This window comes from Nonomuraea sp. NPDC003709 (genome assembly GCF_040610775.1).
Lineage (GTDB): Bacteria > Actinomycetota > Actinomycetes > Streptosporangiales > Streptosporangiaceae > Nonomuraea > Nonomuraea angiospora_A.
In genome coordinates this window covers 330,786-350,694 of record NZ_JBEXMW010000014.1, presented here as the reverse complement: position 1 = coordinate 350,694, position 19,909 = coordinate 330,786, and the positions used below count along the sequence as shown (strand labels likewise).

The following is a 19,909-nucleotide window of genomic DNA, read 5'->3' as shown; positions in this document are numbered from 1 at the left end:
GCGAACAGTACCGTACGGTACACTTCGAGAGGATGTCAACGGTCGCCCGGCGCGAACTCAGGAGGGCCGAAATGCCACACGCCGCACCCCCACATGCGCAGACTCGACGCCGGATCATGGATGCGGCGCTGGAGGTGTTCCTCCGTGACGGCTACGTCGGCGCCAAGACCGACGAGATCGCCACCGCGGCGGGGGCGTCGAAGCAGACGATCTACAAGCACTTCGGGCCCAAGGAGAGCCTGTTCGAGCAGATCGTGCTCGATCGCCTCGTCGGCATCGACCAGATCTTCCAGAACGCCATGGGCGAGCTGGCCACCACGGATGACGTCGAGACCACCCTGCGGGCGGTCGCGCGCCGGTTCATCCACACCCTCACACAACCGTCCCACCTGCGCGTGCGCCGCCTCGTCATCGCCGAGGCCGGCCGCTTCCCGAAACTCGGCCACGCCTACTTCGAGGCGGGCCCCGAGCGCGTGCACGCCGCCCTGGCCTCGTGCTTCGAGCAACTGACAGGCCGCGGACTGCTGAAGATCGACGAACCCGTGCTCGCCGCCAATCACTTCACCTGGCTCGTCTCGTCGATCCCGGTCAACAAGGTCATGTTCTGCGGCGACGACATCCGCTTCCCACCGTCCGAGCTCGATCACTACGCCGACGCCGCCGCCCACGTTTTCCTCGCCGCCTACCGCGCACCCGGGTAGAACCTCCACGAGCGGGTGTGGTCGTGGATCATCGCGCCCGTCGGATCGTCGTGCCGGACAAGCATGGGCGTCGAGCCGCCCCATCCCGCTGCCGCCGAATCTGCTGGGCATTTTGATCGCAGGCCACGATTTGCCACCGCATCCGGACCGGTCCAGTTCTTTTATGGCACCGCAGAATTGGGCCGGCAATCGAGCCACTACAAGTAATAAGTTGCTCAGGAGCCAACCCAGTACCTGAGAACCGGCGCCACATGTCGATCACTGCAACGGGGCAGATCTGCCGATTCGGGTGCGTCCTGTCGCGAGTGTGGCGAGACACCGGGCACGCCAGGGGATCATCGCGGGCGGGGCCATGAAATGTGTTTCCGACGCGGCGACCTTCCTCTAGATTGTCGGCGTGGATATTGGGATCACCACCTTCGCCGGCGCGTATGGCATGGAGCCACCCGCGATCGGTCGCGCGATTGAAGAACGCGGTTTCGAGTCACTGTTCTTTCCGGAACACACCCACATCCCCGTGCACAGTCGGCGGTCCGACGGGAGCTCCCCCCGGCCCTATGCCGAAACCTACGACCCGTTCGTGGCGCTGTCCGCGGTCGCCGCGGTCACCCGCTCTCTCAAGCTCGGCACCGGGGTTTGCCTGGTGACGCAACGGGACCCGATCGTGACGGCCAAGCAGGTCGCCTGCCTTGACCGGCTGTCCGGCGGCCGGCTTCTCTTCGGCGTCGGCGCCGGCTGGAACCGCATGGAGCTGGCCAACCACGGCACCGACCCCCGCACCCGGATGGCGCTGCTCGCCGAACGAGTGCAGGCGATGCGCCGGATCTGGACCGATGAAGAGGCCGAGTTCCATGGAAAGTACGTCAACTTCGACTCGATCTGGTCCTGGCCCAAGCCGCTCCAGCGGCCGCATCCGCCGGTCTTGGTCGGCGGTAACGGGCCGGGCGCCGAGGATCGGGTTCTGGCGTTCGGCGACGGCTGGTTCCCGCAATGCGAAGGGCTCGCGGACGCCGTCGAACTGAGCGAGCGTGCCGTGACACTACGCCGGCGTGCCGCCGACACCGGCCGGGGACGGATCCCGATCACGGTGTTCAACACCCCGCCGGACCGGCGACTACTCGACACGCTCGCCAACGCCGGCCTGGACCGTTGCCTGCTCCTACTGCCGGCCGGGACAGAGTCACAGATGCTCGCCCAACTCGATGCGTGGGCACCGCTCGCGTCCATGTGGCGACAGGTCACGTGAGCGCGACGGAGTGGAGCTGATGAGATCTCCGAACCGGCCGAAATCGCCTCCACAGCGCCAACCCCCGAACCGCACCACAACCTGCGTACGCAGCCGAAGGCCGTCCGGATGCACCGCAGGCGACGCGCAGTGTCTCACAGTGCCGGTCGATGGGACCGACCGTGGAATGGGCGAGCCGCATCCGGCTGGAGCGCCGGACCGCCACCTCGTGCAGGTCGGCAGACCGGCCGGCGGACGGTGGCCGGACAGCAGATAGAGGTGATCGCGCTCGTCATCGGTCAGCTGGAGCGCGCGGGCCAGCGCGGCGAGGATCTGTGATGAAGGTTGCGGGCTGCGAGCGCACAACTACGGCGGCCTGCCGACCATGGTCAACGTGCCCGCCATGGTGGACACCGGAGGCGAGCGTGCGATGGCTGTGGCCGGGGACGCAACCGCGTTGTGGTCGAGTGGGACGGTCTGCCGGCGGGGGGAATCCCAGCCGCAGCGATGCAAACAACACTCGGCGACACTTAACCGAGCCGACTCATGATCCGCGGGCCTCGATCCGCACTGGGCTTGCCGGAAAGTTCGCCCCTTTGTGCCGCTCCAGGGACACGTCCGCGTGGAGAGATCGTTCCGAGAGTGGCGTGGGTTACTGTTTCCGCATGGTTCTGGGGCGGACCGCCGAGCGGGCCCGGATCGACGACCTGCTCGCGAGCGCCCGTGCGGGCCGCCGCGGAGCACTGTTGATCACGGGTGAGGCCGGGATCGGCAAGACCGTGCTGCTCGACTATGCCGCCGCCGCGGCGGCCGATCTGCGGGTGCTACGTGGCGTCGGCATCGAGTCGGAGGCCGAACTGCCCTTTGCGGGGTTGCGCCTGCTGCTGTGTCCGTACCTCGACCGGCTCGGCACGCTGCCCGGCCCGCAGGCGGCGGCGCTGCGGACGGCGTTCGGGCTGGACGAGGCGACGGTCGGCGACCGGTTCCTGATCGGCGCGGCGACCCTGTCGCTGCTGTCGGAGCTGAGCGGCGATCGCCCTCTGGTGTGCCTGATCGATGACACCCAGTGGTTCGACCGGGCGTCCTTGGACGCGCTGCTGTTCGCCGCCCGGCGGCTGCACGCCGACCCCATCGCGATGATCTTCACGGGCAGGAGCGGGGACGCTCCGCAACGCCAGGCGGGGCCCTGCGTCCGCCCCGTCCCTCTCGCCGGCGACTCGGCGTCGGTGTCGTTCGCCACGCCCGTGCCGGGTCTGGACGTGCTCCGGCTCTCCGCCCTGGACCAGGAGAGCGCCACGTCGCTGCTCGACGCGCACGCGCGCGGCCTGGCCGGGCCGTTGCGCGAGCGCGTGCTCGCGGAGTCGCGCGGCAACCCGCTCGCCGTGATCGAGCTGGCCACCATGCTCAACGCCCTGCAGGACAACGACCGTTCCGCGCCGCTCCTGCCCGCCGCGGGCCACGTCCAGGATGTCTTCCAGGCGCAGATCGCCGGCCTGCCCGCGGCGGCGCGGCTGCTGTTGCTGATCGCCGCGGCCGACGACACTGGCAGCCTGCAGATGATCCTGCGGGTCGGCACGCTGCTCGGCGTCTCCGCGGCCGAGTTGGAGCCTGCCGAACGGGCCCGGCTGGTTGTGCTGTCCGACGGGCTGTCACCGGGCGGCAGCGTGACCTTCCGGCATCCGCTGATCAGGGCCGCCGCCTACCAGGTCGCCCCGCACGCCGGGCGGGTTCAGGTCCACGAGGCGTTCGCACGGGCGCTTGACGGCGAGCACGACGCCGACCGCCGTGTCTGGCACCTGGCCGCCGCCACCCCGGGCCCGGACGAGGAGGTCGCCGCCGAGTTGGAGCGGGCCGCCCGCCGGGCCGGCCGACGGGGCGGGGTGACCGCGATGATGAGCGCGTTCGAACGCGCCGCCCAGCTCAGCACCGACGAGACGCGCCGGGCGTGGCGGCTGATCGCCGCCGCCCGCGCCGCCTACGAAGCGGGCCTCCCCGATCGCGCCGTCGAACTGGCTGACCAGGCCGTGGGGATGCCCGACCGGGCCACTGGCTCGGTCGATCGGGCCCTGGGGCTGACCGACCGCGATGCTGGGCCGGCCGGCCGGGCTCCGCAACCCGCCGGCCAGCCCGCGCGCCCGTTTCGTGACCCGTCGCTGACGGCCGAGGCGGCGTGGATCCGTGCTCAGGTCGAGTACGAGCGCGGCTCGCCCGCCGTCGCCGCCGCCCTGGCGCTGGACGGTGCCAGCTCCATCGCCGCCACCGACCCCGAGCGGGCCGTGTCGATCCTCACCGAAGCCGTCTGGTACGCCCGCGACGCCGGCGACCACGACCTGGTACGCCAGTGCGCCGCCCTCCTGGAGACCGTCGAAACCGGGGCACCGGTCGTGGCGGGACTCATCGGGTTCCGGCAGCTTTACGACGGCCGGCCCGACGTGGGCGTGCCACCCATGCGCGAGCTGGCCGGGGCCGCCAGGCAGGGCAAGGCCGACGGGTTCGTGGAGCGGCTCATGGCCGGGTTCGCCGGGATGCTGGTGGCCGAGGACGAGATCGCCACGGAGGTGCTGGAGTCGCTGGTCGCCGACGTGCGGGAGCAGGGCGCGGTGGGCCGGCTGACGTACGCGCTCGAACCCCTGGCGATCGTCCAGCTGCTGCGCGGCCGGTTCATGGACGCCGACGCCGGCGTGACCGAGGCCCTCTCCCTGGCCACCGACCTCGGCCAGGACCTGCAGGTCGTCGTGCTGAACGCGATCGCCGCATGGCTGGCGGCGGTCGGCGGCGACGAGATCTCGTGCCGGTCGCTGGCCGCCGGCGTGCTGGAGCACCGCACCAGACACCCCACCGACGCCGCGCTGGCCTCGTGGGCGCTCGGCCTCCTCCACCTGGCCGGCGGCCGGTTCGACGAGGCCGCGGCCCGGCTGGACGAGGTGTGCGGCGGCCCGGCCCGGCACGACTTCCTCATCAGGGCCGTACCCGATCATGTCGAGGCGGCCGTACGTGCCGGGCTCCCCGAGCAGGCCGCCCGCCACCTGCCCGCCCTGTCCGACTGGGCCGAGCAGACCGGCCGGCCCCACGCGATCGCGCTGGCCCGCCGCTGCGCGGCGCTGCTGGCCGACGAGGACGCCGCCGCCGGGCACTTCACGACCGCGCTGGAACTGCACGAGCGCGACCCCCGCCGGTACGACGAGGCCAGGACCCGGCTGGCGTACGGGGGATGGCTGCACCGGCATCGCCGCCACACCGAGGCGAAGGACCAGCTGGCCGACGCGCTTGGCGCCTTCGAGCGGCTCGGCGCCCGGACGTGGGCGAGCCGGGCCCGCGCGGAGTTGTCCGCCCTGGGCGAGCGGCCCTCGGCCCACCCCCGGGCCCTCGACCCGCTCGCCCGGCTCACGCCCCAGGAGCTTCAAGTGGTACGGCTGGCGGCGGCGGGCATGAGCAATCGGGAGATCGCGGCCCGGCTGTTCCTCAGCCCCCGCACAGTCGGTCACCATCTGTACAAGGCGTACCCGAAGCTGGGAGTGACCCGCCGCGTGGAGCTGGCCCCGCTCGTGGTGCCGCATGGGTAGGTAAGCCGACCTACCCATGATGCGGCGCCGCCGCCCGCGGCCCACCGTCGCTTCGACCTTCGGGTCGCTGGAGTACGGCGCCGAGGAGACTGCAGCACCCGTTAGCGCTGGTCGGGCTTGCCCGGTCCGGGACGGCGGGTGTGGCGGTGGGCTCTGGTGTCCACGTTGCCGGTCAAGGTGTTGAGGATGCCGGGTAGTGCCGCCACCGTCTCGGCGGGCAGGCCGGTCACGGTCTCCTCCGCCAGGGCGCACCAGAGCTGCTTGACCTGGTCGGCCAGAGCTTGGCCGCTGTCGGTGAGTTCGACGATGCTGGCACGCCTGTCGGAGGGGGCGGGTTTGCGGCGGATGTGGCCGGAGGCTTCGAGCTTGCGGGTCATGAGTGTGACGCTGGGCGGTTCGCAGCCGAGCGCCTCGCTGAGCTCGGCCTGGATCCTCGGGCCGGTCCGGTCGAGCTCGAGCAGGAGCGCCTCCTGACCCGGGTGCAGCCCGAGCGGGGCGAGCAGCGCCGCGGCCCTGGCCCGGTGGCGCAGGCTCAGCAGGCGGATGGCCTGGTTGAGGGCGTCGGCTTGCTCGAAGTCCATGGGCGCTCCTTGACAGATTAGTTATGCAGATAATAGTTATCTGCATAACTAATCTTAACACGACAGCGAGGAGCCCGGCATGACCGTGAAGGTCGCCGTCATCTACTACAGCGCGACGGGCAGCGTGTACGCGCTCGCGCAGGCCGTCGCCGAGGGTGCCGCCTCGGCCGGGGCCGAGGTACGGCTGCGGCGGGTGGCCGAGTTGGCGCCCGACAGCGCGATCGACCAGGACCCGCGGTGGCGACGGCACGCCGACGTCGCCGCTTCGATCGCCCAGGCCTCGGTGGAGGATCTGGCGTGGGCGGATGCGTTCGCGTTCGGGACGCCGACGCGGTTCGGGACGCCGGCCGCGCAGCTCAAGCAGTTCATCGACCAGGCCGGCGGGCTGTGGCGCGAAGGCGTGCTGGCGGACAAGCCGGTGACGGCCTTCACCTCGGCGTTCAACCGGCACGGCGGCAGCGAGGCCACGATCTTGTCGCTGAGCAACGTCTTCTACCACTGGGGGGCGCTGATCGTGCCGCCCGGGTTCACCGATCCGGTCGTGTACGGCGCCGGCGGCAACCCGTACGGCACGTCATTGGTGACCGGCCCGAACGGAGCCGGGCCGGACGCCGCGGTGCTGGAAGCGGCCAGGTACCAGGGGCGGCGGTTGGCCCGGATCACGATCCGGCTGCTGGGGGACGGCCACGCCGCCGTACGCGAAAGCGTGGCCGCGACGACCTCGAGCAGCGAGTCATGACAAATACCAGTAACGCGTCCCAGCGGGCCAGGCCGTACGCCGGCCTCCCCTGGCTGGTCCTGGCGCTGGCCTGTGCCAGCCAGTTCATGGTCATCCTGGACGCGTCCATCGTGAACGTCGCCCTGCCCTCGGTCCGCGAAGAACTCGGTTTCACCGCGACCGGACTGGCCTGGGTGGTGAACGGATATCTGCTCAGCTTCGCCGGTTTCATGCTGCTGGGGGGCCGCGCCGCCGACCTGTTCGGACCGCGCCGGATGCTGGTCGCCGGGCTGTTGTCGTTCTCCGTCGCGAGTCTGGCCGGCGGCCTGGCGACCGCGCCGGAGGTCCTGGTGGCGGCCCGGGTCGCGCAGGGCGTCGGGGCCGCCATGATGGCCCCGGCGACGCTGGCCGTGATCAACACCTCCTTCACCGAGCCGAACGCGCGTGCCAAGGCGTTCGGCGCGTGGTCCGCCTCGGGCGGTGTGGGCGGCATGGTCGGCGCGCTCGCGGGCGGTGCCATCACCACCGGCCTGTCGTGGCGGTGGGTCTTCCTCATCAACCTGCCGATCGGCGCGGCGCTGATCGTCGTGGCGATGATGTCGCTGGCCGGAACGAGAGCCGGGCGGCGGGGATCGCTCGACCTCCTCGGCGCGGTCACGGGGACGGCGGGGCTGGCGGCGCTGATCTACGGGGTCATGCAGAGCGCCGATCATGGCTGGAAGTCCGCGCCGGTCGCCGGGCCGGTGGTGGCGGGTCTGCTCCTGCTCGGCGTCTTCGTCGTGGTGGAGGCGCGGTTCGCCGGCCAGCCGATGGTGCCGCTGCGGCTGTTCAGGATCCGGGGGGTGGCCGTCGGGAACGGCATGCTGCTGCTGTTCGGTGGGATCGCCATCGCGATGTGGTACTTCTCGTCGCTGTTCCTGCAGAACGTCCTCGGCTTCAGCGCGCTTCAGGCCGGGCTCGGGCAGACTCCCGCGGCGGTGACGTTCATGGTGATCGCGCGATGGGCCGCAACCCTACTGCCGCGAACGGGTGTGCGCCCCCTCGTGACGGCGGGCAGCGCCTGCTTCCTGGCCGGTTTCGGCTGGCTCTCCCTGGGCCACGCCGACAGCGCGTACGTCACCGGCGTGCTCGGCCCCACCCTGCTCATCGCGGTCGGCATCGGGCTGACCTTCCCCACCCTCATGGCGGTGGCGACCGCCGACGTTCCCGACGGCGACGCGGGGATCGTCGGCGGCCTGGCCAACACGGCCAGTCAGGCAGGGGGATCGATCGGGCTGGCGGTGCTCGCGACGGCCGCCGGCACCAGGGCCGCCGCGTCGGAGGCCGCCGGGAGTTCCCCGGTCGACGCCCTCGCCACCGGCTACGACCTGGTCTTCCTCATGGCGGCCGGGCTCGGCCTGGCCATCGCGGTGGTCAGCCTGCTGCTGCCGCGGCACCGCCGCGGGCGATAGAGATCCGCATGCTTGAGCGCCTGGAATGCGCGCGGGCGAATGTGGAGTTAACGTGTAATCCTGTAAGCAAAGGAGTGCACGATGGCGGATCCACTCGACGCTTACTCGCGCGTCGTCTCGTCCGTGGCGGCCGAGTTGCTGCCGAAAGTGGCCAGCGTGCGGGCCGGCCAGGGTAGCGGGTCCGCGGTGGTGTTCACCGCCGACGGGTTCCTGCTGACCAACGCGCACGTGATCGGCAATTCCCGGGACGGCACCGTGGCCTTCGCCGACGGGAGCTCGGGGGACTTCATCGTGGTGGGCCGGGATCCGCTGTCGGATCTGGCGGTGATCAGGGCGCAGACGGCCACGCCCCCGCCGGCCACGCTCGGCGACAGCGACGAGCTGGTCGTGGGACAGCTCGTCGTGGCCGTGGGCAATCCGCTCGGCCTGGCCGGATCGGTGACGGCCGGGGTGGTGTCGGGGCTCGGACGGTCGTTGCCCGCGCGCAGCGGGTCGGCCGTCCGGCTCATCGAGGACGTCATCCAGACCGACGCCGCGCTCAATCCGGGGAATTCCGGCGGCGCGCTGGCCGACTCGCAGGCGCGGGTCGTCGGGATCAACACGGCGGTGGCCGGGGTGGGGGTGGGGCTCGCCGTGCCCATGAACGCCACGACCCGATCCATCATCGCCGCCCTGATCAGGGACGGGCGGGTACGGCGGGCGTTCCTGGGGCTGGTGACCTCGCCCGCGCCGCTGCCCGACGCGCTGCGGCGGCGGACCGGGCAGACGGGGGCGCTGCGCGTGGTGGAGGTGGTGCCGGGCTCGCCCGCCCACCGGGCCGGGTTGCGCTCCGGCGACCTCGTGCTGAGCGCGGGGCGCAACCCGGTGGGGGACGCGCAGAGCCTGCAAAGGCTGATGTTCGCCGACGCCATCGGGCAGCCGTTACCGATCACCGTCCATCGGAACGGCGCGCTGGTCGATGTCATCGCGGAGCCGGTGGAACTCACCGGCTCCGGCGTCTGAGCCTGTGCCGCCTCAGGCGGAAGGCGGGGCGTCCGGCCCGGGGGCGGGAGAGGCCGCGGCGGGTTGGGGGCGGACGTAGGTGCCGTTGCGGCGGGCCAGGAGTTCGTCGAGGAGCGCGTCCCACTTCTCCCCCACCGCGTCCACGTCGTACGTGAGCGCCGTCTCCAACGCCCCCGCCGCCAGGTCCCGCCTCAGCTGCTCGTCCTCGATCACCCGGATGATCGAGGAGGCCAGGTTGGCGTTGGTCCGCGGCTTCACCAGCAGCCCGTCGACCTCGTCCGTGATCATCTCCTTGGGCCCGTGCGGGCTGTTGAAGCTGACGATCGCCAGCCCCTTGCCCATCGCCTCCAGGATCGTCATCGGGAAGCCCTCGTGACGCGAGCTGAGCACGAAGACGGACGCCTTCTCCAGCTCGGCCCCCACGTCGGAGGTCGGTCCGGGCAGCTCGACCTTGCCCTGCAGCCCCGCCTCCGCGATCTGCTGGGCGAGGTTCTCCTCCTGCGGCCCCGCGCCGAAGATGCGCAGCGTCCAGTCGGGATGGGTGGCGGCGACCGTCTCCCAGGCGGTGATGAGCCGGTGGAAGCCCTTGATGCGCGTCATCCGGCCGACCGCGATGGCGACCTTGGCGTCCAGCTTGGAGATGCCGCCCGTCATCGGCGGCACGGCGTTGGGGATGCGGGTCAGCTTCTTCGGCTTCTTCGGCAACGTCTCACGATAGTCGCGCAGGTCGGCCTTGGTGAGCGTGACCAGGGCGTCGAGGCGGCGGTAGCGCCACTTGATGAGCTCCTGCATCGGCTCGGCCTGGGTGCGGAGCGCCACGTGCTCCTGCCCGATCGTGATGACGTTGGGCAGCGCCAGCTGGGCCACCGCCAGGTTGAGGCCGGGGCGGGTGGCCATCAGCACGCCGGTGTCGAGCGAGCGGATGTAGCGGGCGAGCTTGAGGTCGGTCCACAGGTTGAAGCGGTGGTAGGCCGACTCCTCCTTGGGGATGATCCGGCTCGGCATCTTCGACAGCATCGCGCGCAGCGGGTCGGCGCTGGGGTTGAGCCGGTCGTCGAGGAAACGGAACTTCACCCGCGGGTCGATGGGGAAGAACGGCTCCTCGGCCTCCTTCAGGATGCTCACGATCTCGACGTCGTGCTCCTTGGCCAGGTAGCTGGCCAGGTTGAACACGGTCCGGATCGTGCCCCCCATCCCGTACGCGTGCAGCAGCAGAATGCGGACCTTCCGCGTCGAAGGCGGCGGCGCGTTGAGCGTCTTGCGCCGGTTGTACCCCCGATACAGTCGGCGCACCGCCGACTTGCCCTTGCGTGCCAATGCGCGCACCTGACAGATCCCCCTTTGTCACCCGGAAGAAGTCTCAACACACATGGCCGGCGACGAGGAATCTCGCCACCGGCCTATTGTCTCGCTTCGGCGGAGTGCACGTGTTCATCCCCTATGCGCTTTCCCCACCTATGATCCTTAGACGCCTGTAACGTCACTAAGGTTGCATGCGCGGCCGATGCCGGAGATCGGGAGTGTGCGGCGGACGCTCGGCCAGCAGCTCCAGCGCGACGCCGATGGCCCGCTCGAGCTGCGTGTCCACGCCCCTGGCGTAGTCCTGCGGGGTGATGTCGACCTCGATGTCGGGATCGGTGCCGTAGTTCTCGACCTGCCAGCCGACGTCGTCGAAGGCGAAGGAGAATTCCGGCTGCGTCGTCACCGTGCCGTCGGCGAGCTGGTGGCGCGGCCAGATGCCGATGACGCCGCCCCAGGTGCGCTTGCCGACCAGCGGCCCCAGCTTCAGCACCTTGAAGGTGTGGCTGAAGATGTCGCCGTCGGAGCCCGCCCACTCGTTGGTGATCGCCACCAGCGGCCCGCGCGGCGACTCCGGCGGGTACGGCTCCGGGTCGCCCCACCGCGGATAGTCGTAGCCGAGCCGCCGCCTGGCCAGCTTCTCCAGCAGCAGCGCCGACACGCTGCCGCCGCCGTTGAAGCGCACGTCCACGATGAGCGCCTGCCGGTCGTACTCGGCCAGGAGCCCGCGGTGGAACTCCCCGAACCCGTCGGGCCCCATGTCGGGCACGTGCAGGTATCCCACCCGGCCGCCGGAGCGCTGGTGGCACTCGGCGCGGTTGAGGTTGACCCAGTCGCGGTAGCGGGCCGGCCGCTCGTCGGAGATGGCGCGCACGGTGACGGTGCACACCTGGTCCTCCCGCCGCAGCGTCAGCTCGACCTCCTCGCCGGCCTGGTTGACCAGGCGCTCGTTCGGGGTCGCGGCCTCGCCTATGGGCGCGCCGTTGATGGCCAGGACCGCGTCGCCCGTACGTACGTCGACACCCAGCCGGTTCAGCGGCGAGGTCGCCTCCGGATCCCACGGGTCACCGGTCACGATGGAGCGGATGTGGTAGACGCCGTCGCGGTAGTCCCAGTCGACGCCCAGCTTGCCCTGCGTGTAGTCGGGCCCGGGACGGTATTCGCCGCCGCTCTCGAAGGCGTGGCTGGTGGCGAGCTCGCCGTGCAGCTCCCACAGCAGGTCGGAGAACTCGCCCCGGGTCGTGACCCGCTCCACCAGCGGCCGGTAGCGGTCGTAGACGGCCGGCCAGTCGACGCCCGCCATGTCCTCGCTCCAGAAGTTCTCCAGCTGCAGCCGCCACGCCTCCCGGAACATCTGCCGCCACTCCGCCTCCGGGCAGACCGACACCTTGATCCGCGACAGGTCGATCCACCCGCTCTCCCGCCCCGGCGCCTCCTCGTCCTCGGGCGCCTCGTTCGCCTTGACCACCCGCAGCCTGGAGTCCGCGCGGTAGAGCAGCGTCTTGTGGTCGCGGCCCAGCTCGAAGTCGGTGACGCCGTCGGCGAAGTGCACCTTCTTGCCCTTGGCGAAGTCGAACAGGTGCAGCGAGCTCTCGCCTTCGAGCGGGCTGGTCAGGATCAGCGCCTTGCCCTTGAGCCCGGCCACCTTCTCGTAGCGGCCCTCGGGCAGCGGGAACTGGGTGACGCGCCGGGTCAGCCCGTCGACGTCGACGCGCAGCGGCTCCGGCTCGTCGCCGTCCTCCTCGTCCTCCCCCAGGGGCCGTTGCAGGGGCATGAACGGGTCGGGCGCGTCCGCCCGCAGCGCCACCGCGTACGGGCGCGTGCCCAGCGGGAAGCCCAGGTCGAACTGGAGCTGGTCGTAGACCGGCGAGAAGGTGCGCTGGCCGATGAAGTAGAGGTAGCGGCCCTGCGGGTCGAACGCCGGCATCGAGTCCTGCAGCACCGGCTCCGTGGCCTGCAGCGTCCGCCCGGTCTCGGGGTGGTGCAGCTTGATCGCGCTGGACTGGGCGTTGAGCGGGCTCGAGTACGCCAGCCACCGCCCGTCGTGCGACCACGCCGGGTCCTCGGGCGAGCCGTGCGGGTTGGCCTCCACCAGCGCCGGCCGCCCGGTGGCCAGGTCGAGCAGGTGCAGCTCGTGGCGGTGGTTGACGACGGCCACCCGGTCGTGGACCGGGTCGGGGACGAGCTCGGTGATCCGCCCCAGCCTGGCCACCTCCGTGCCGCCGCCGCCCTCGTGGCCTTCGAGGACGACCAGCCGCTCCTCGTCGCGGTCGTCGCTGGCCGCCGCGATCAGCCGGGTTCCGTCGTTGAGCCAGGTCAGGAGCCGGTAGCGGACCCCGTCGGGCGAGCCGTGCTGGGTGACCGGCCCCTCCCAGTCGGCCATCGCGTACGCCTTGCCGCGCGCGGTGACGGCCAGCGCGCTGCCGTCGGGGCTGAGGGTGGCGCCGTCGAGGTAGTCGGCGGGGTCGACGAACCTGCGGTTGCGCTGCGTCCTGGAGCTGGCCAGCTGCACGTCCAGCCGGTGCGCCGGCTCTCCGGGGTCGAGCAGGTAGAGGTCGGCGCCGGCGTGGTAGACCAGCCGGTGCCCGTCACCCGACAGGTTGCGCGCGTAGTAGTCGTCGTGGTGGGTGTGCTTGCGCAGGTCCTGGCCGTCGGGGGCGCACGAGTAGACGTTGCCGATGCCCTCGTGGTCGGAGATGAAGCACACCCGGCCGCCGCTCCAGCAGGGCGAGGCCAGGTTTCCCGGCAGCCTGATCAGCCGCCGGAACTCGCCGTCGCCGCGCGGGTCGATCCACAGGTCGCCGACGGTGCCGCCGCGGTAGCGCTTCCACCGCGCCGGGTCGGCGGTGTTGCGGCCGAGCACGATCATGCCTTCTGGCCCGTACGCGATCGAGTTGGCCGGGCCGTACGGGAGCCGCTCAGGGACCCCGCCGGGCGCGACGCGGTGCAGCCATTTGCGGGCCTCGAACGGCTGGGCCGCGTCGCTGGCGTACAGGATGCGACCTTCGGGGTCCCAGCCGGTGACCGTGCAGCGCGCGCCGTGGAAGGTGACCCGGCGGGCGGCGCCGCCGTCGGACGGCATGACGTACACCTCTTCCGGGCCCTCCTCGCGGCCGACGAAAGCGAGCTGGTCACCGCGCGGCGAGATGCGCGGATAGCCCGCCTCGGCGAGCCCCGCGGTCAGCCGGAAGGCCCGCCCGCCCTGGGCGGACACCATCCACAGGTCGTCCTCGGCGGCGAAGACGACCACGTCCTGGAAGACGGCGGGAAAGCGCAGGTAGCCGGACATGAGAGCCACTCCTGGTCGAGCCGACAGCCGAGGGCGCGCGCCCCCGGCTGTCAGATCACATCACCCGGGTCAGACATTTCGCCACAACTGCCCGGTCGTCCCGATCGGCGGCCAAGAACTTCCCCCCGCGACCGCCTGGTCATCGGCCCGGGCAGCCGGGCCACCGCTGCCCCGTCCGGGTCATTCCTCGCCGGAGGGCGACTTGCGGGTCTCCCGCTTCGTCTCCTTGGTCTGCCTGCTGGTCTTGATGGCCTGCTTCTTCGACTTGCCGGACTTGGCGGCGGGTTTCTTCTTCGTGTCTGCCATGGGATTCCCCCCTGTACGGACATGCGCACCGGAATGGTGCACTGTGCCACTTAATACCCATCTAGCCCGGAAACCCGACATACCACCTACCGGACCGGTCGATCACCCGCCGGCGCGGACCACCAGACGCCTTCTCCGTGAGACAGCCCCGGCAGCCGCCGCTCGACCTCGTGCACCGCGGCCGCCGGGATCTCACCCTCCAGCACCCAGGTGTCGTCGCGCCTGCCGGTGTCGTGGAGCTCACCGCCCAGTGCGGCGAGCCTGGCGGTGACCGCGCTGAACGTCTCCGGCGGCACCTCCAGCTCGAACCGGTGGCACGGCTCGTACACGGTGGTGCCCGCCAGGCGCAGCGCCCGCACGAGCACGACCCGGGCGCGGCCGCGGAAGTCGGCCGCGACCGTGAGGGGCGGGGCGTAGCCGGTCCTGGTCACCGTGACGAGCACGTCGGTGACCGGCCAGCCGTGCGGGCCCTCACCCAGGGCCTGGCGCACGCTCTCCTCGATGGCCCGGTGGTAGGCCAGCGGCAGCGAGCCGAGATCGACCTCCAGCCGGTAGCCGACGCCGGAGCCCTTCGGCCCCGGATCGATTCGCAGGCCCACGGTGGCCATGAACTCGTTGCGGCCCTGGCGCTGGATCTCCTCGACGACCTCCGCGGTGCCCGACGGGCGCTCGAAGTAGACGGGCCGGCTCGGCTCGAAGAGCGCCTCGACGCCGAAGTCCCTGGCCAGGGTCTCGCCGATGACCTCTTTCTGCACCTCCCCGTACAGCAGGACCGAGGTCTCGCCGCCGGCCAGGGTGCGGGTGCCGATCAGCGGGTCCTGCTCGGCCAGCGCGAGCAGCGCGGCGTGCAGGCGCGGCTCCTGGCCGGGGACGCGGGGCCGTACCACGGTCTCCAGGCTGGGCGGGGTGAAATGGGCCTGGTGCGCGGGCCCGGGCTCCCCCAGGTGGTCGCCGACACGGATCTCGGGCACGCCCCAGACCTTGACGATGTCCCCGGCCACCGCCTGCCGCCGCCCGGGGGAGCCGGCGACGGCCAGCGCGGTCAGCCTGCCGTCGTAGGCGTGGCCTCCCCGGTGGAAGGCGAGGTGCTCGCGCGCTCGCAGCGCGCCCGCGCGTACCCGCAGGTAGGCGACCTTCTCCCCGGACGGGGCGCGCTCGATCGCGAACACCGTCGCCCGCGCCGCCTCCTCCGGATCCCCGGCCGGCTGGGTCACGGCGGGCAGCAGGTGGACGGCGTCGAGCAGCTCGCCGACGCCCTGCCCGGTCAGCGCCGAGCCGAACAGCACCGGATGCGCCTGCCCGGCGGCGCACTGCCGCGCCAGCGCCGCGCGTACCTGGCCGAAGTCGGGCGTCTTGCCCTCGACGAGCAGCTCCAGCAGCCCGTCGTCCCGCTCGGCCAGCACCTCGGCCGCCGCCTCGGGCGAGGCGACGCCGCCGGTGACGGCCGCCTTGGAGCCGAGCTGCCGCACGGTGTTCAGGGCCACGCAGTACGGCGAGAGCCGCCGCCGGATGTCGGCCAGCAGCTCCCCCTCCCTGGCCCCGGCCCGGTCGATCTTGTTGACGAAGATCAGCGTGGGCAGGCGCAGCCGGCGCAGGGTCTTCATCAGGACCCGGGTGTGCGGCTGCACGCCCTCGACGGCCGACAGCACCAGCACGGCGCCGTCGAGCACGCCGAGCGCGCGCTCCACCTCGGCCACGAAGTCGGCGTGGCCGGGTGTGTCGACCAGGTTGACCCGCAGGTCGCCCAGGGTGAAGGAGGCGACGGCCGTGCGGATGGTGATGCCGCGACGGCGCTCGATCTCGCCGGAGTCGGTCTGTGTGCTGCCCTCGTCCACGCTGCCGAGCCGGTCGATGACCCCGGTCTCGAACAGCAGCCGCTCAGTGAGGCTGGTCTTGCCCGCGTCTACGTGCGCGAGGATGCCGATGTTCAGGATGTGCACGGTGCTGGAAGTCCTCGGGAACTCTCGTGCCAATGGGGCGCTGGGAGATTCCGAGGCACCGCATCTCATGCTCCTGATCGTCGGCGGACGGCTGCCGGGCCATCCTGCCATCGCGGCGGGGGCACCCGCGAACCATTTACAGGGCCTGCGCCAGGGCCACCCCGCAGTAGGCCGCGCCCAGCCCGGCCACCACGCTGGCGGCCGCGTTGGCCACCGCGTGGAAGCGCGCGCCCTCTTCCACCAGCCGCACCGTCTCGTACCCGAACGTCGAGTACGTGGTCAGCGCTCCGCAGAACCCGGTGCCCAGCAACGCCATCACCCCGCCGGCGGCGGGCAGCGCGGCCAGGAAGCCCAGCAGCGCCGAGCCGGCCACGTTCACCGTCAGCGTCCCCCACGGGAACACCGTGTCGTGGCGCGCCTGCACGGCCCGGTCCGCGAGATAGCGCAGCGGCGCGCCGAGCGCCGCCCCGAGGACGATGAGCAGCACCGTCATCGCACGCCCGCCAGCATCCCGGCGATCCGCCTGGTCAGCCACATGCCCGCCACCACGGCCGCCACCGCCGCCACCAGCGTGGCCGCCAGGTAGACCAGCCCCGTCAGCGGCGCCCCCGCCGTGACCGCCCGCTGGATGTCCACCGCGTACGTGGAGAACGTCGTGTACCCGCCCAGCACCCCCACCCCCAGGAACGGCCGCACGAGACGGTGCGCCTGCCGCACCTCCGTGATCATCACCATGAGCACGCCGATCAGCAGGCACCCGGACACGTTGATGAGGAACGTCGCCCAGGGGAAGTCCGCCGGCCCGGACGGCAGCGCCGACTGCAGGCCGAAACGCGCGAGCGCGCCCAGCGCGCCCCCGGCCGCGATCGCGGCGAGCACGGGCCAGTGCAGCTCGGCGCGCTGCGCCGGGATGTGGAGATCGACGTCCGGGTCGATCGGGCGTTCGGTCACACCAGGCACGTTACATCGGCATACGGCGGTGCACGTCACCTCTCCGCGGGCGGTCCACAGGCTCGGGCACGGGGCCGGACACGGGGCCGGGCCGTACGGGTTCCGCCGCCGGGCGCCCGGTCAGCAGGATGTCCGCTCCGGTGAGGCAGGCGCCTCCGAGCAGGCCCGCCTCGATCACGGCCAACGGTCGAGGAGGGAGGCGGGCACCCGGTGAACGCCGGTCTCGACGGTCAGGGCTGAGGATCAGGCCGTCAACGCGGTGCGCAGCTTGGTGAGCACGGCACGCAGGATGCGCGAGACGTGCATCTGCGAGATCCCGAACTCCTTGGCGATCTCCGACTGGGTCATGTTGCCGTAGAAGCGCATCAGCAGGATGTTTCTCTCCCGAGCCGGAAGGGCGTCGATGAGCGGCTTGATCGCCTGCGCGTCGAGCAGGGTGTCGAGCGAATGGTCCTGCGCGGCCAGCAGGTCGCCCAGCTCGGCCGCGTCCTCGTCGCCGCCGCCGACCGGCGCGTCCAGCGACAGCGCCGAGTAGGCGGTGGACGCCTCCATCGCCAGCAGCACGTCCTCCTCGGAGATGCCCAGCTTGGCGGCCAGCTCGGCGACGGTCGGCGAGTGGCCGAGGACCTGCGTCAGCTCGGCCGTGGCCTTGTTGATCTCGATGCGGCGTTCCTGGTAGACGCGCGGCACCCGGACAGCCCAGGTGCGGTCGCGGAAGTGCCGCTTGACCTCGCCCAGCACGGTGACCATGGCGTATCCCCTGAAATCGTGTCCAAGCGAGGGATCGTAGCCGTTGACAGCCTTCATCAGCCCGACATAGGCGGCCTGGCGCAGGTCGTCCATGGACTCGCCGCGGTAGCGGTAGCGGCGGGTGATCTCGGTCACCAGTCCCTCGTGCATCTCCACCAGACGCTCGCGGATGCGCGCAGCGTCCAGGTGGGAGATGGTCGGGTCGGCCAGGCGGGCCAGGAGGTCCTCGGCGGTGAGCTGGTCGGAGGTGATGGTCAGGACGGGCACGTGCTTCTCCCAGATGTGCCGGCGGCCCCGTCCATGGAAAAAGCCCATGCAGAGGCACGCCTCGGTTCGCGTGAGAGGAAGCCCTCTGCTGGACTTCGAGATCCACCCTCCCCATTGGCGGCCCTCCCATCACCTTCCGGCGGTAACGGATTCATAACTGATGCACGAAGCGCTCCATCACCCTGCCCCCTCCGGCACGGCACGCCCGGACGGTTATGGACGTGACGGGTGTCTGCTCGTTTCCGGGCCGAGGGTCGGGGCAGTGGCCCGTCCATGGCTACCCTCCTGTGGATCATCGCCGTCATCCTCGTCGTCGCCGGCATCTACGTGCTCCTGGCTCGCCGCGACATCCTGTGGGGCATCGTCCTGATCGTCGTCGGGCTACTGGTCGGCCCCGGCGGAGTGAGCATCTTCAACGTCTGACCTTCGGCCATGAGGTCCTGGCCGCCACCACCTCCATGCGGGTGTCCTGCCGGAGCTCACCCGCCCGAACCGTCCCGCCTGAACCGTCCAGCCCGAGGAGACCGTCCATGGACGCCATCGTGATGCTCAAAGACGACCACAAAACCGTGGAGAAGCTGTTCAAGCAGTTCGAGAAGACCGACGCTGAAGCCCATCAGGACAAGCAGAAGATCGTGGCCGAGGTCATCGAAGAGCTGACCGTCCACACCTACATCGAAGAGACGATCTTCTACCCGGCCGTCCGCTCGGGCGCCCCCGACACCACCGATCACGTCCTGGAGAGCGTCGAGGAGCACCACGTCGTCGTCTGGATGCTGTCAGAGCTCAAGAGCCTCGACCCGGCCGACGAGCGCTACGACGCCAAGATGACCGTCCTGATGGAGAACGTCCGCCACCACATCAAGGAAGAAGAGCAGGACTGGTTCCCCGAAGTCCGCCAGGCCATGGGCCGAACCCGGCTGCGGGAGCTGGGCGAGCAGATGGCCACGGCCAAGAGCGACGCTCCCCGCGATCCCCTCGCGATCCCCAGCGCCTCGCAGTAGCGGGCGCTAACCGACACGCTCTGACCAGGGCGTTCCCCGAACTTCAAAGGCCAGGGGTGATGTGACGATCAGTCACACAACCCTCTCCGTGTCAGAACACCTGATGCCGGGAATTTCTCTAGACAACCTTTGATGTTCGGAGGCCTGCTTGAGCACGAAGGACGCCATCGCCCTTCTAGCGGGAGCCATCATCGTCGTTTCCTTCGTCGGCGGCGCCAAGACCGCTCCGGCCACGGCGGCCAGCCCGCTGGGCAACACCAGCGGGACGCGGCCCGGTCTGGCACCCATCATCTCGGACGCCGACAAGGGCAAGGCACGCGACCTCATCAAACGCGTGCGCGTCAAGGGGCTCGGCTCCAACACCGGCTACGAGCGCACCCGGTACGGCGACAACTGGGCCGACACCGCGAGCGGGGTGCCGTACGCGCGCAACGGCTGCCGCACCCGCGACGACCTGCTGGCCCGCGACGGGCGGAACGTGAAATACCGGTCGGGCTCCAGCTGCGAGGTCGTCTCCATGGAGCTGAGCGACCCCTACACCGGCCGGACCATTCACTGGCACAAGGACAACCCGGACGAGGTGCAGGTCGACCATGTGGTGCCGCTGAACTACGCGTGGCGCATGGGCGCGCCGCGCTGGCGGATGTCCAAGCGGCTCGACTTCGCCAACGACCCGCTGAACCTGCTGCCCGTGGCCGGCTACGCCAACGAGCAGAAGGACGCCTCCGGCCCGGCGGGCTGGTTACCGCCGCAGCGGCGCGTCCGCTGCGCGTACGTCACCCGCTTCGCGCAGGTCGCGCTCAAGTACAACGTGCCCGTCACCGCGGCGGACAAGAGGATGATGCTGACCCAGTGCCGCTAG

The 19,909-nt window shown here is 71.1% G+C and carries 17 protein-coding genes; 9 read left to right on the top strand and 8 right to left on the bottom strand.

Annotated elements, in window-relative coordinates:
• Positions 1–116: 116 nt before the first annotated feature.
• From ABZX61_RS37460 to ABZX61_RS37450, 3 genes are all read left to right on the top strand, one after another.
• Positions 117–701, top strand: coding sequence for a TetR/AcrR family transcriptional regulator (locus ABZX61_RS37460; protein ID WP_355200970.1), 585 nt, complete (start codon positions 117–119; stop codon positions 699–701).
• A 397-nt stretch (positions 702–1,098) separates the two neighbouring features.
• Positions 1,099–1,947 carry an LLM class F420-dependent oxidoreductase gene (locus tag ABZX61_RS37455; protein WP_355200968.1) on the top strand — a complete coding sequence of 283 codons (849 nt, stop codon included), beginning with the start codon at positions 1,099–1,101 and terminating at the stop codon, positions 1,945–1,947.
• A gap of 644 nt (positions 1,948–2,591) precedes the next feature.
• Complete coding sequence (locus ABZX61_RS37450) at positions 2,592–5,489, top strand: AAA family ATPase (RefSeq protein WP_355200966.1); 2,898 nt, start codon at positions 2,592–2,594, stop codon at positions 5,487–5,489.
• Positions 5,490–5,590: 101 nt separating this feature from the next.
• Here the strand turns inward: ABZX61_RS37450 and ABZX61_RS37445 are convergent, their stop codons facing one another.
• Positions 5,591–6,070 carry a MarR family winged helix-turn-helix transcriptional regulator gene (locus ABZX61_RS37445; RefSeq protein WP_355200964.1) on the bottom strand — a complete coding sequence of 160 codons (480 nt, stop codon included), beginning with the start codon at positions 6,068–6,070 and terminating at the stop codon, positions 5,591–5,593.
• 79 nt (positions 6,071–6,149) lie between these two features.
• Between ABZX61_RS37445 and wrbA the strand changes: the two genes are divergently transcribed.
• From wrbA to ABZX61_RS37430, 3 genes are all read left to right on the top strand, one after another.
• Positions 6,150–6,809, top strand: a complete 660-nt coding sequence (gene wrbA, locus ABZX61_RS37440) for an NAD(P)H:quinone oxidoreductase (protein ID WP_355200962.1) — start codon at positions 6,150–6,152, stop codon at positions 6,807–6,809.
• Positions 6,806–8,239 carry an MFS transporter gene (locus tag ABZX61_RS37435; protein ID WP_355200960.1) on the top strand — a complete coding sequence of 478 codons (1,434 nt, stop codon included), beginning with the start codon at positions 6,806–6,808 and terminating at the stop codon, positions 8,237–8,239. Before wrbA ends, ABZX61_RS37435 begins: the two co-directional genes overlap by 4 nt.
• Before the next feature lie 81 nt (positions 8,240–8,320).
• Positions 8,321–9,241 carry a trypsin-like peptidase domain-containing protein gene (locus tag ABZX61_RS37430; protein ID WP_355200958.1) on the top strand — a complete coding sequence of 307 codons (921 nt, stop codon included), beginning with the start codon at positions 8,321–8,323 and terminating at the stop codon, positions 9,239–9,241.
• A gap of 12 nt (positions 9,242–9,253) precedes the next feature.
• Here ABZX61_RS37430 and ABZX61_RS37425 read toward each other — a convergent pair whose 3' ends face one another.
• The 7 genes from ABZX61_RS37425 to ABZX61_RS37395 all read right to left on the bottom strand — a co-directional run bounded on the left by ABZX61_RS37425 (position 9,254) and on the right by ABZX61_RS37395 (position 18,043).
• Positions 9,254–10,567, bottom strand: coding sequence for a glycosyltransferase family 4 protein (locus tag ABZX61_RS37425; RefSeq protein WP_355200956.1), 1,314 nt, complete (start codon positions 10,565–10,567; stop codon positions 9,254–9,256).
• 157 nt (positions 10,568–10,724) lie between these two features.
• Positions 10,725–13,829, bottom strand: a complete 3,105-nt coding sequence (locus ABZX61_RS37420; RefSeq protein ID WP_355200954.1) for a PDZ domain-containing protein — start codon at positions 13,827–13,829, stop codon at positions 10,725–10,727.
• 180 nt (positions 13,830–14,009) lie between these two features.
• The gene (locus ABZX61_RS37415) at positions 14,010–14,135 is read right to left on the bottom strand and encodes a hypothetical protein (RefSeq protein ID WP_350731994.1); all 126 of its coding nucleotides are present in this window, start codon (positions 14,133–14,135) and stop codon (positions 14,010–14,012) included.
• Positions 14,136–14,221: 86 nt separating this feature from the next.
• On the bottom strand, positions 14,222–16,075 hold the full coding sequence (locus tag ABZX61_RS37410; RefSeq protein ID WP_355200951.1) for a GTP-binding protein: 1,854 nt from the start codon (positions 16,073–16,075) through the stop codon (positions 14,222–14,224).
• Between the two features lie 136 nt (positions 16,076–16,211).
• The gene (gene crcB, locus ABZX61_RS37405; protein ID WP_355200949.1) at positions 16,212–16,568 is read right to left on the bottom strand and encodes a fluoride efflux transporter CrcB; all 357 of its coding nucleotides are present in this window, start codon (positions 16,566–16,568) and stop codon (positions 16,212–16,214) included.
• Positions 16,565–17,026 carry a fluoride efflux transporter CrcB gene (gene crcB, locus ABZX61_RS37400; protein ID WP_355200947.1) on the bottom strand — a complete coding sequence of 154 codons (462 nt, stop codon included), beginning with the start codon at positions 17,024–17,026 and terminating at the stop codon, positions 16,565–16,567. The genes crcB (ABZX61_RS37405) and crcB (ABZX61_RS37400) overlap by 4 nt, the downstream gene beginning before the upstream one ends.
• A gap of 243 nt (positions 17,027–17,269) precedes the next feature.
• A complete protein-coding gene (locus tag ABZX61_RS37395) occupies positions 17,270–18,043 on the bottom strand; it encodes a SigB/SigF/SigG family RNA polymerase sigma factor (RefSeq protein WP_355200945.1) in 774 nt (257 codons plus the stop codon).
• Between the two features lie 273 nt (positions 18,044–18,316).
• Here ABZX61_RS37395 and ABZX61_RS37390 point away from each other — a divergent pair, with 273 nt between their 5' ends.
• The 3 genes from ABZX61_RS37390 (at position 18,317) to ABZX61_RS37380 (ending at position 19,909) form a co-directional block, all read left to right on the top strand.
• Positions 18,317–18,466 (top strand): GPGG-motif small membrane protein, encoded by a 150-nt coding sequence (locus tag ABZX61_RS37390; RefSeq protein WP_355200943.1) that lies wholly within the window; start codon positions 18,317–18,319, stop codon positions 18,464–18,466.
• A 107-nt stretch (positions 18,467–18,573) separates the two neighbouring features.
• Positions 18,574–19,047: a hemerythrin domain-containing protein gene (locus tag ABZX61_RS37385; protein WP_355200941.1), complete on the top strand. Its 474-nt coding sequence runs from the start codon at positions 18,574–18,576 to the stop codon at positions 19,045–19,047.
• A gap of 148 nt (positions 19,048–19,195) precedes the next feature.
• Positions 19,196–19,909, top strand: a complete 714-nt coding sequence (locus ABZX61_RS37380; RefSeq protein WP_355200939.1) for an HNH endonuclease family protein — start codon at positions 19,196–19,198, stop codon at positions 19,907–19,909.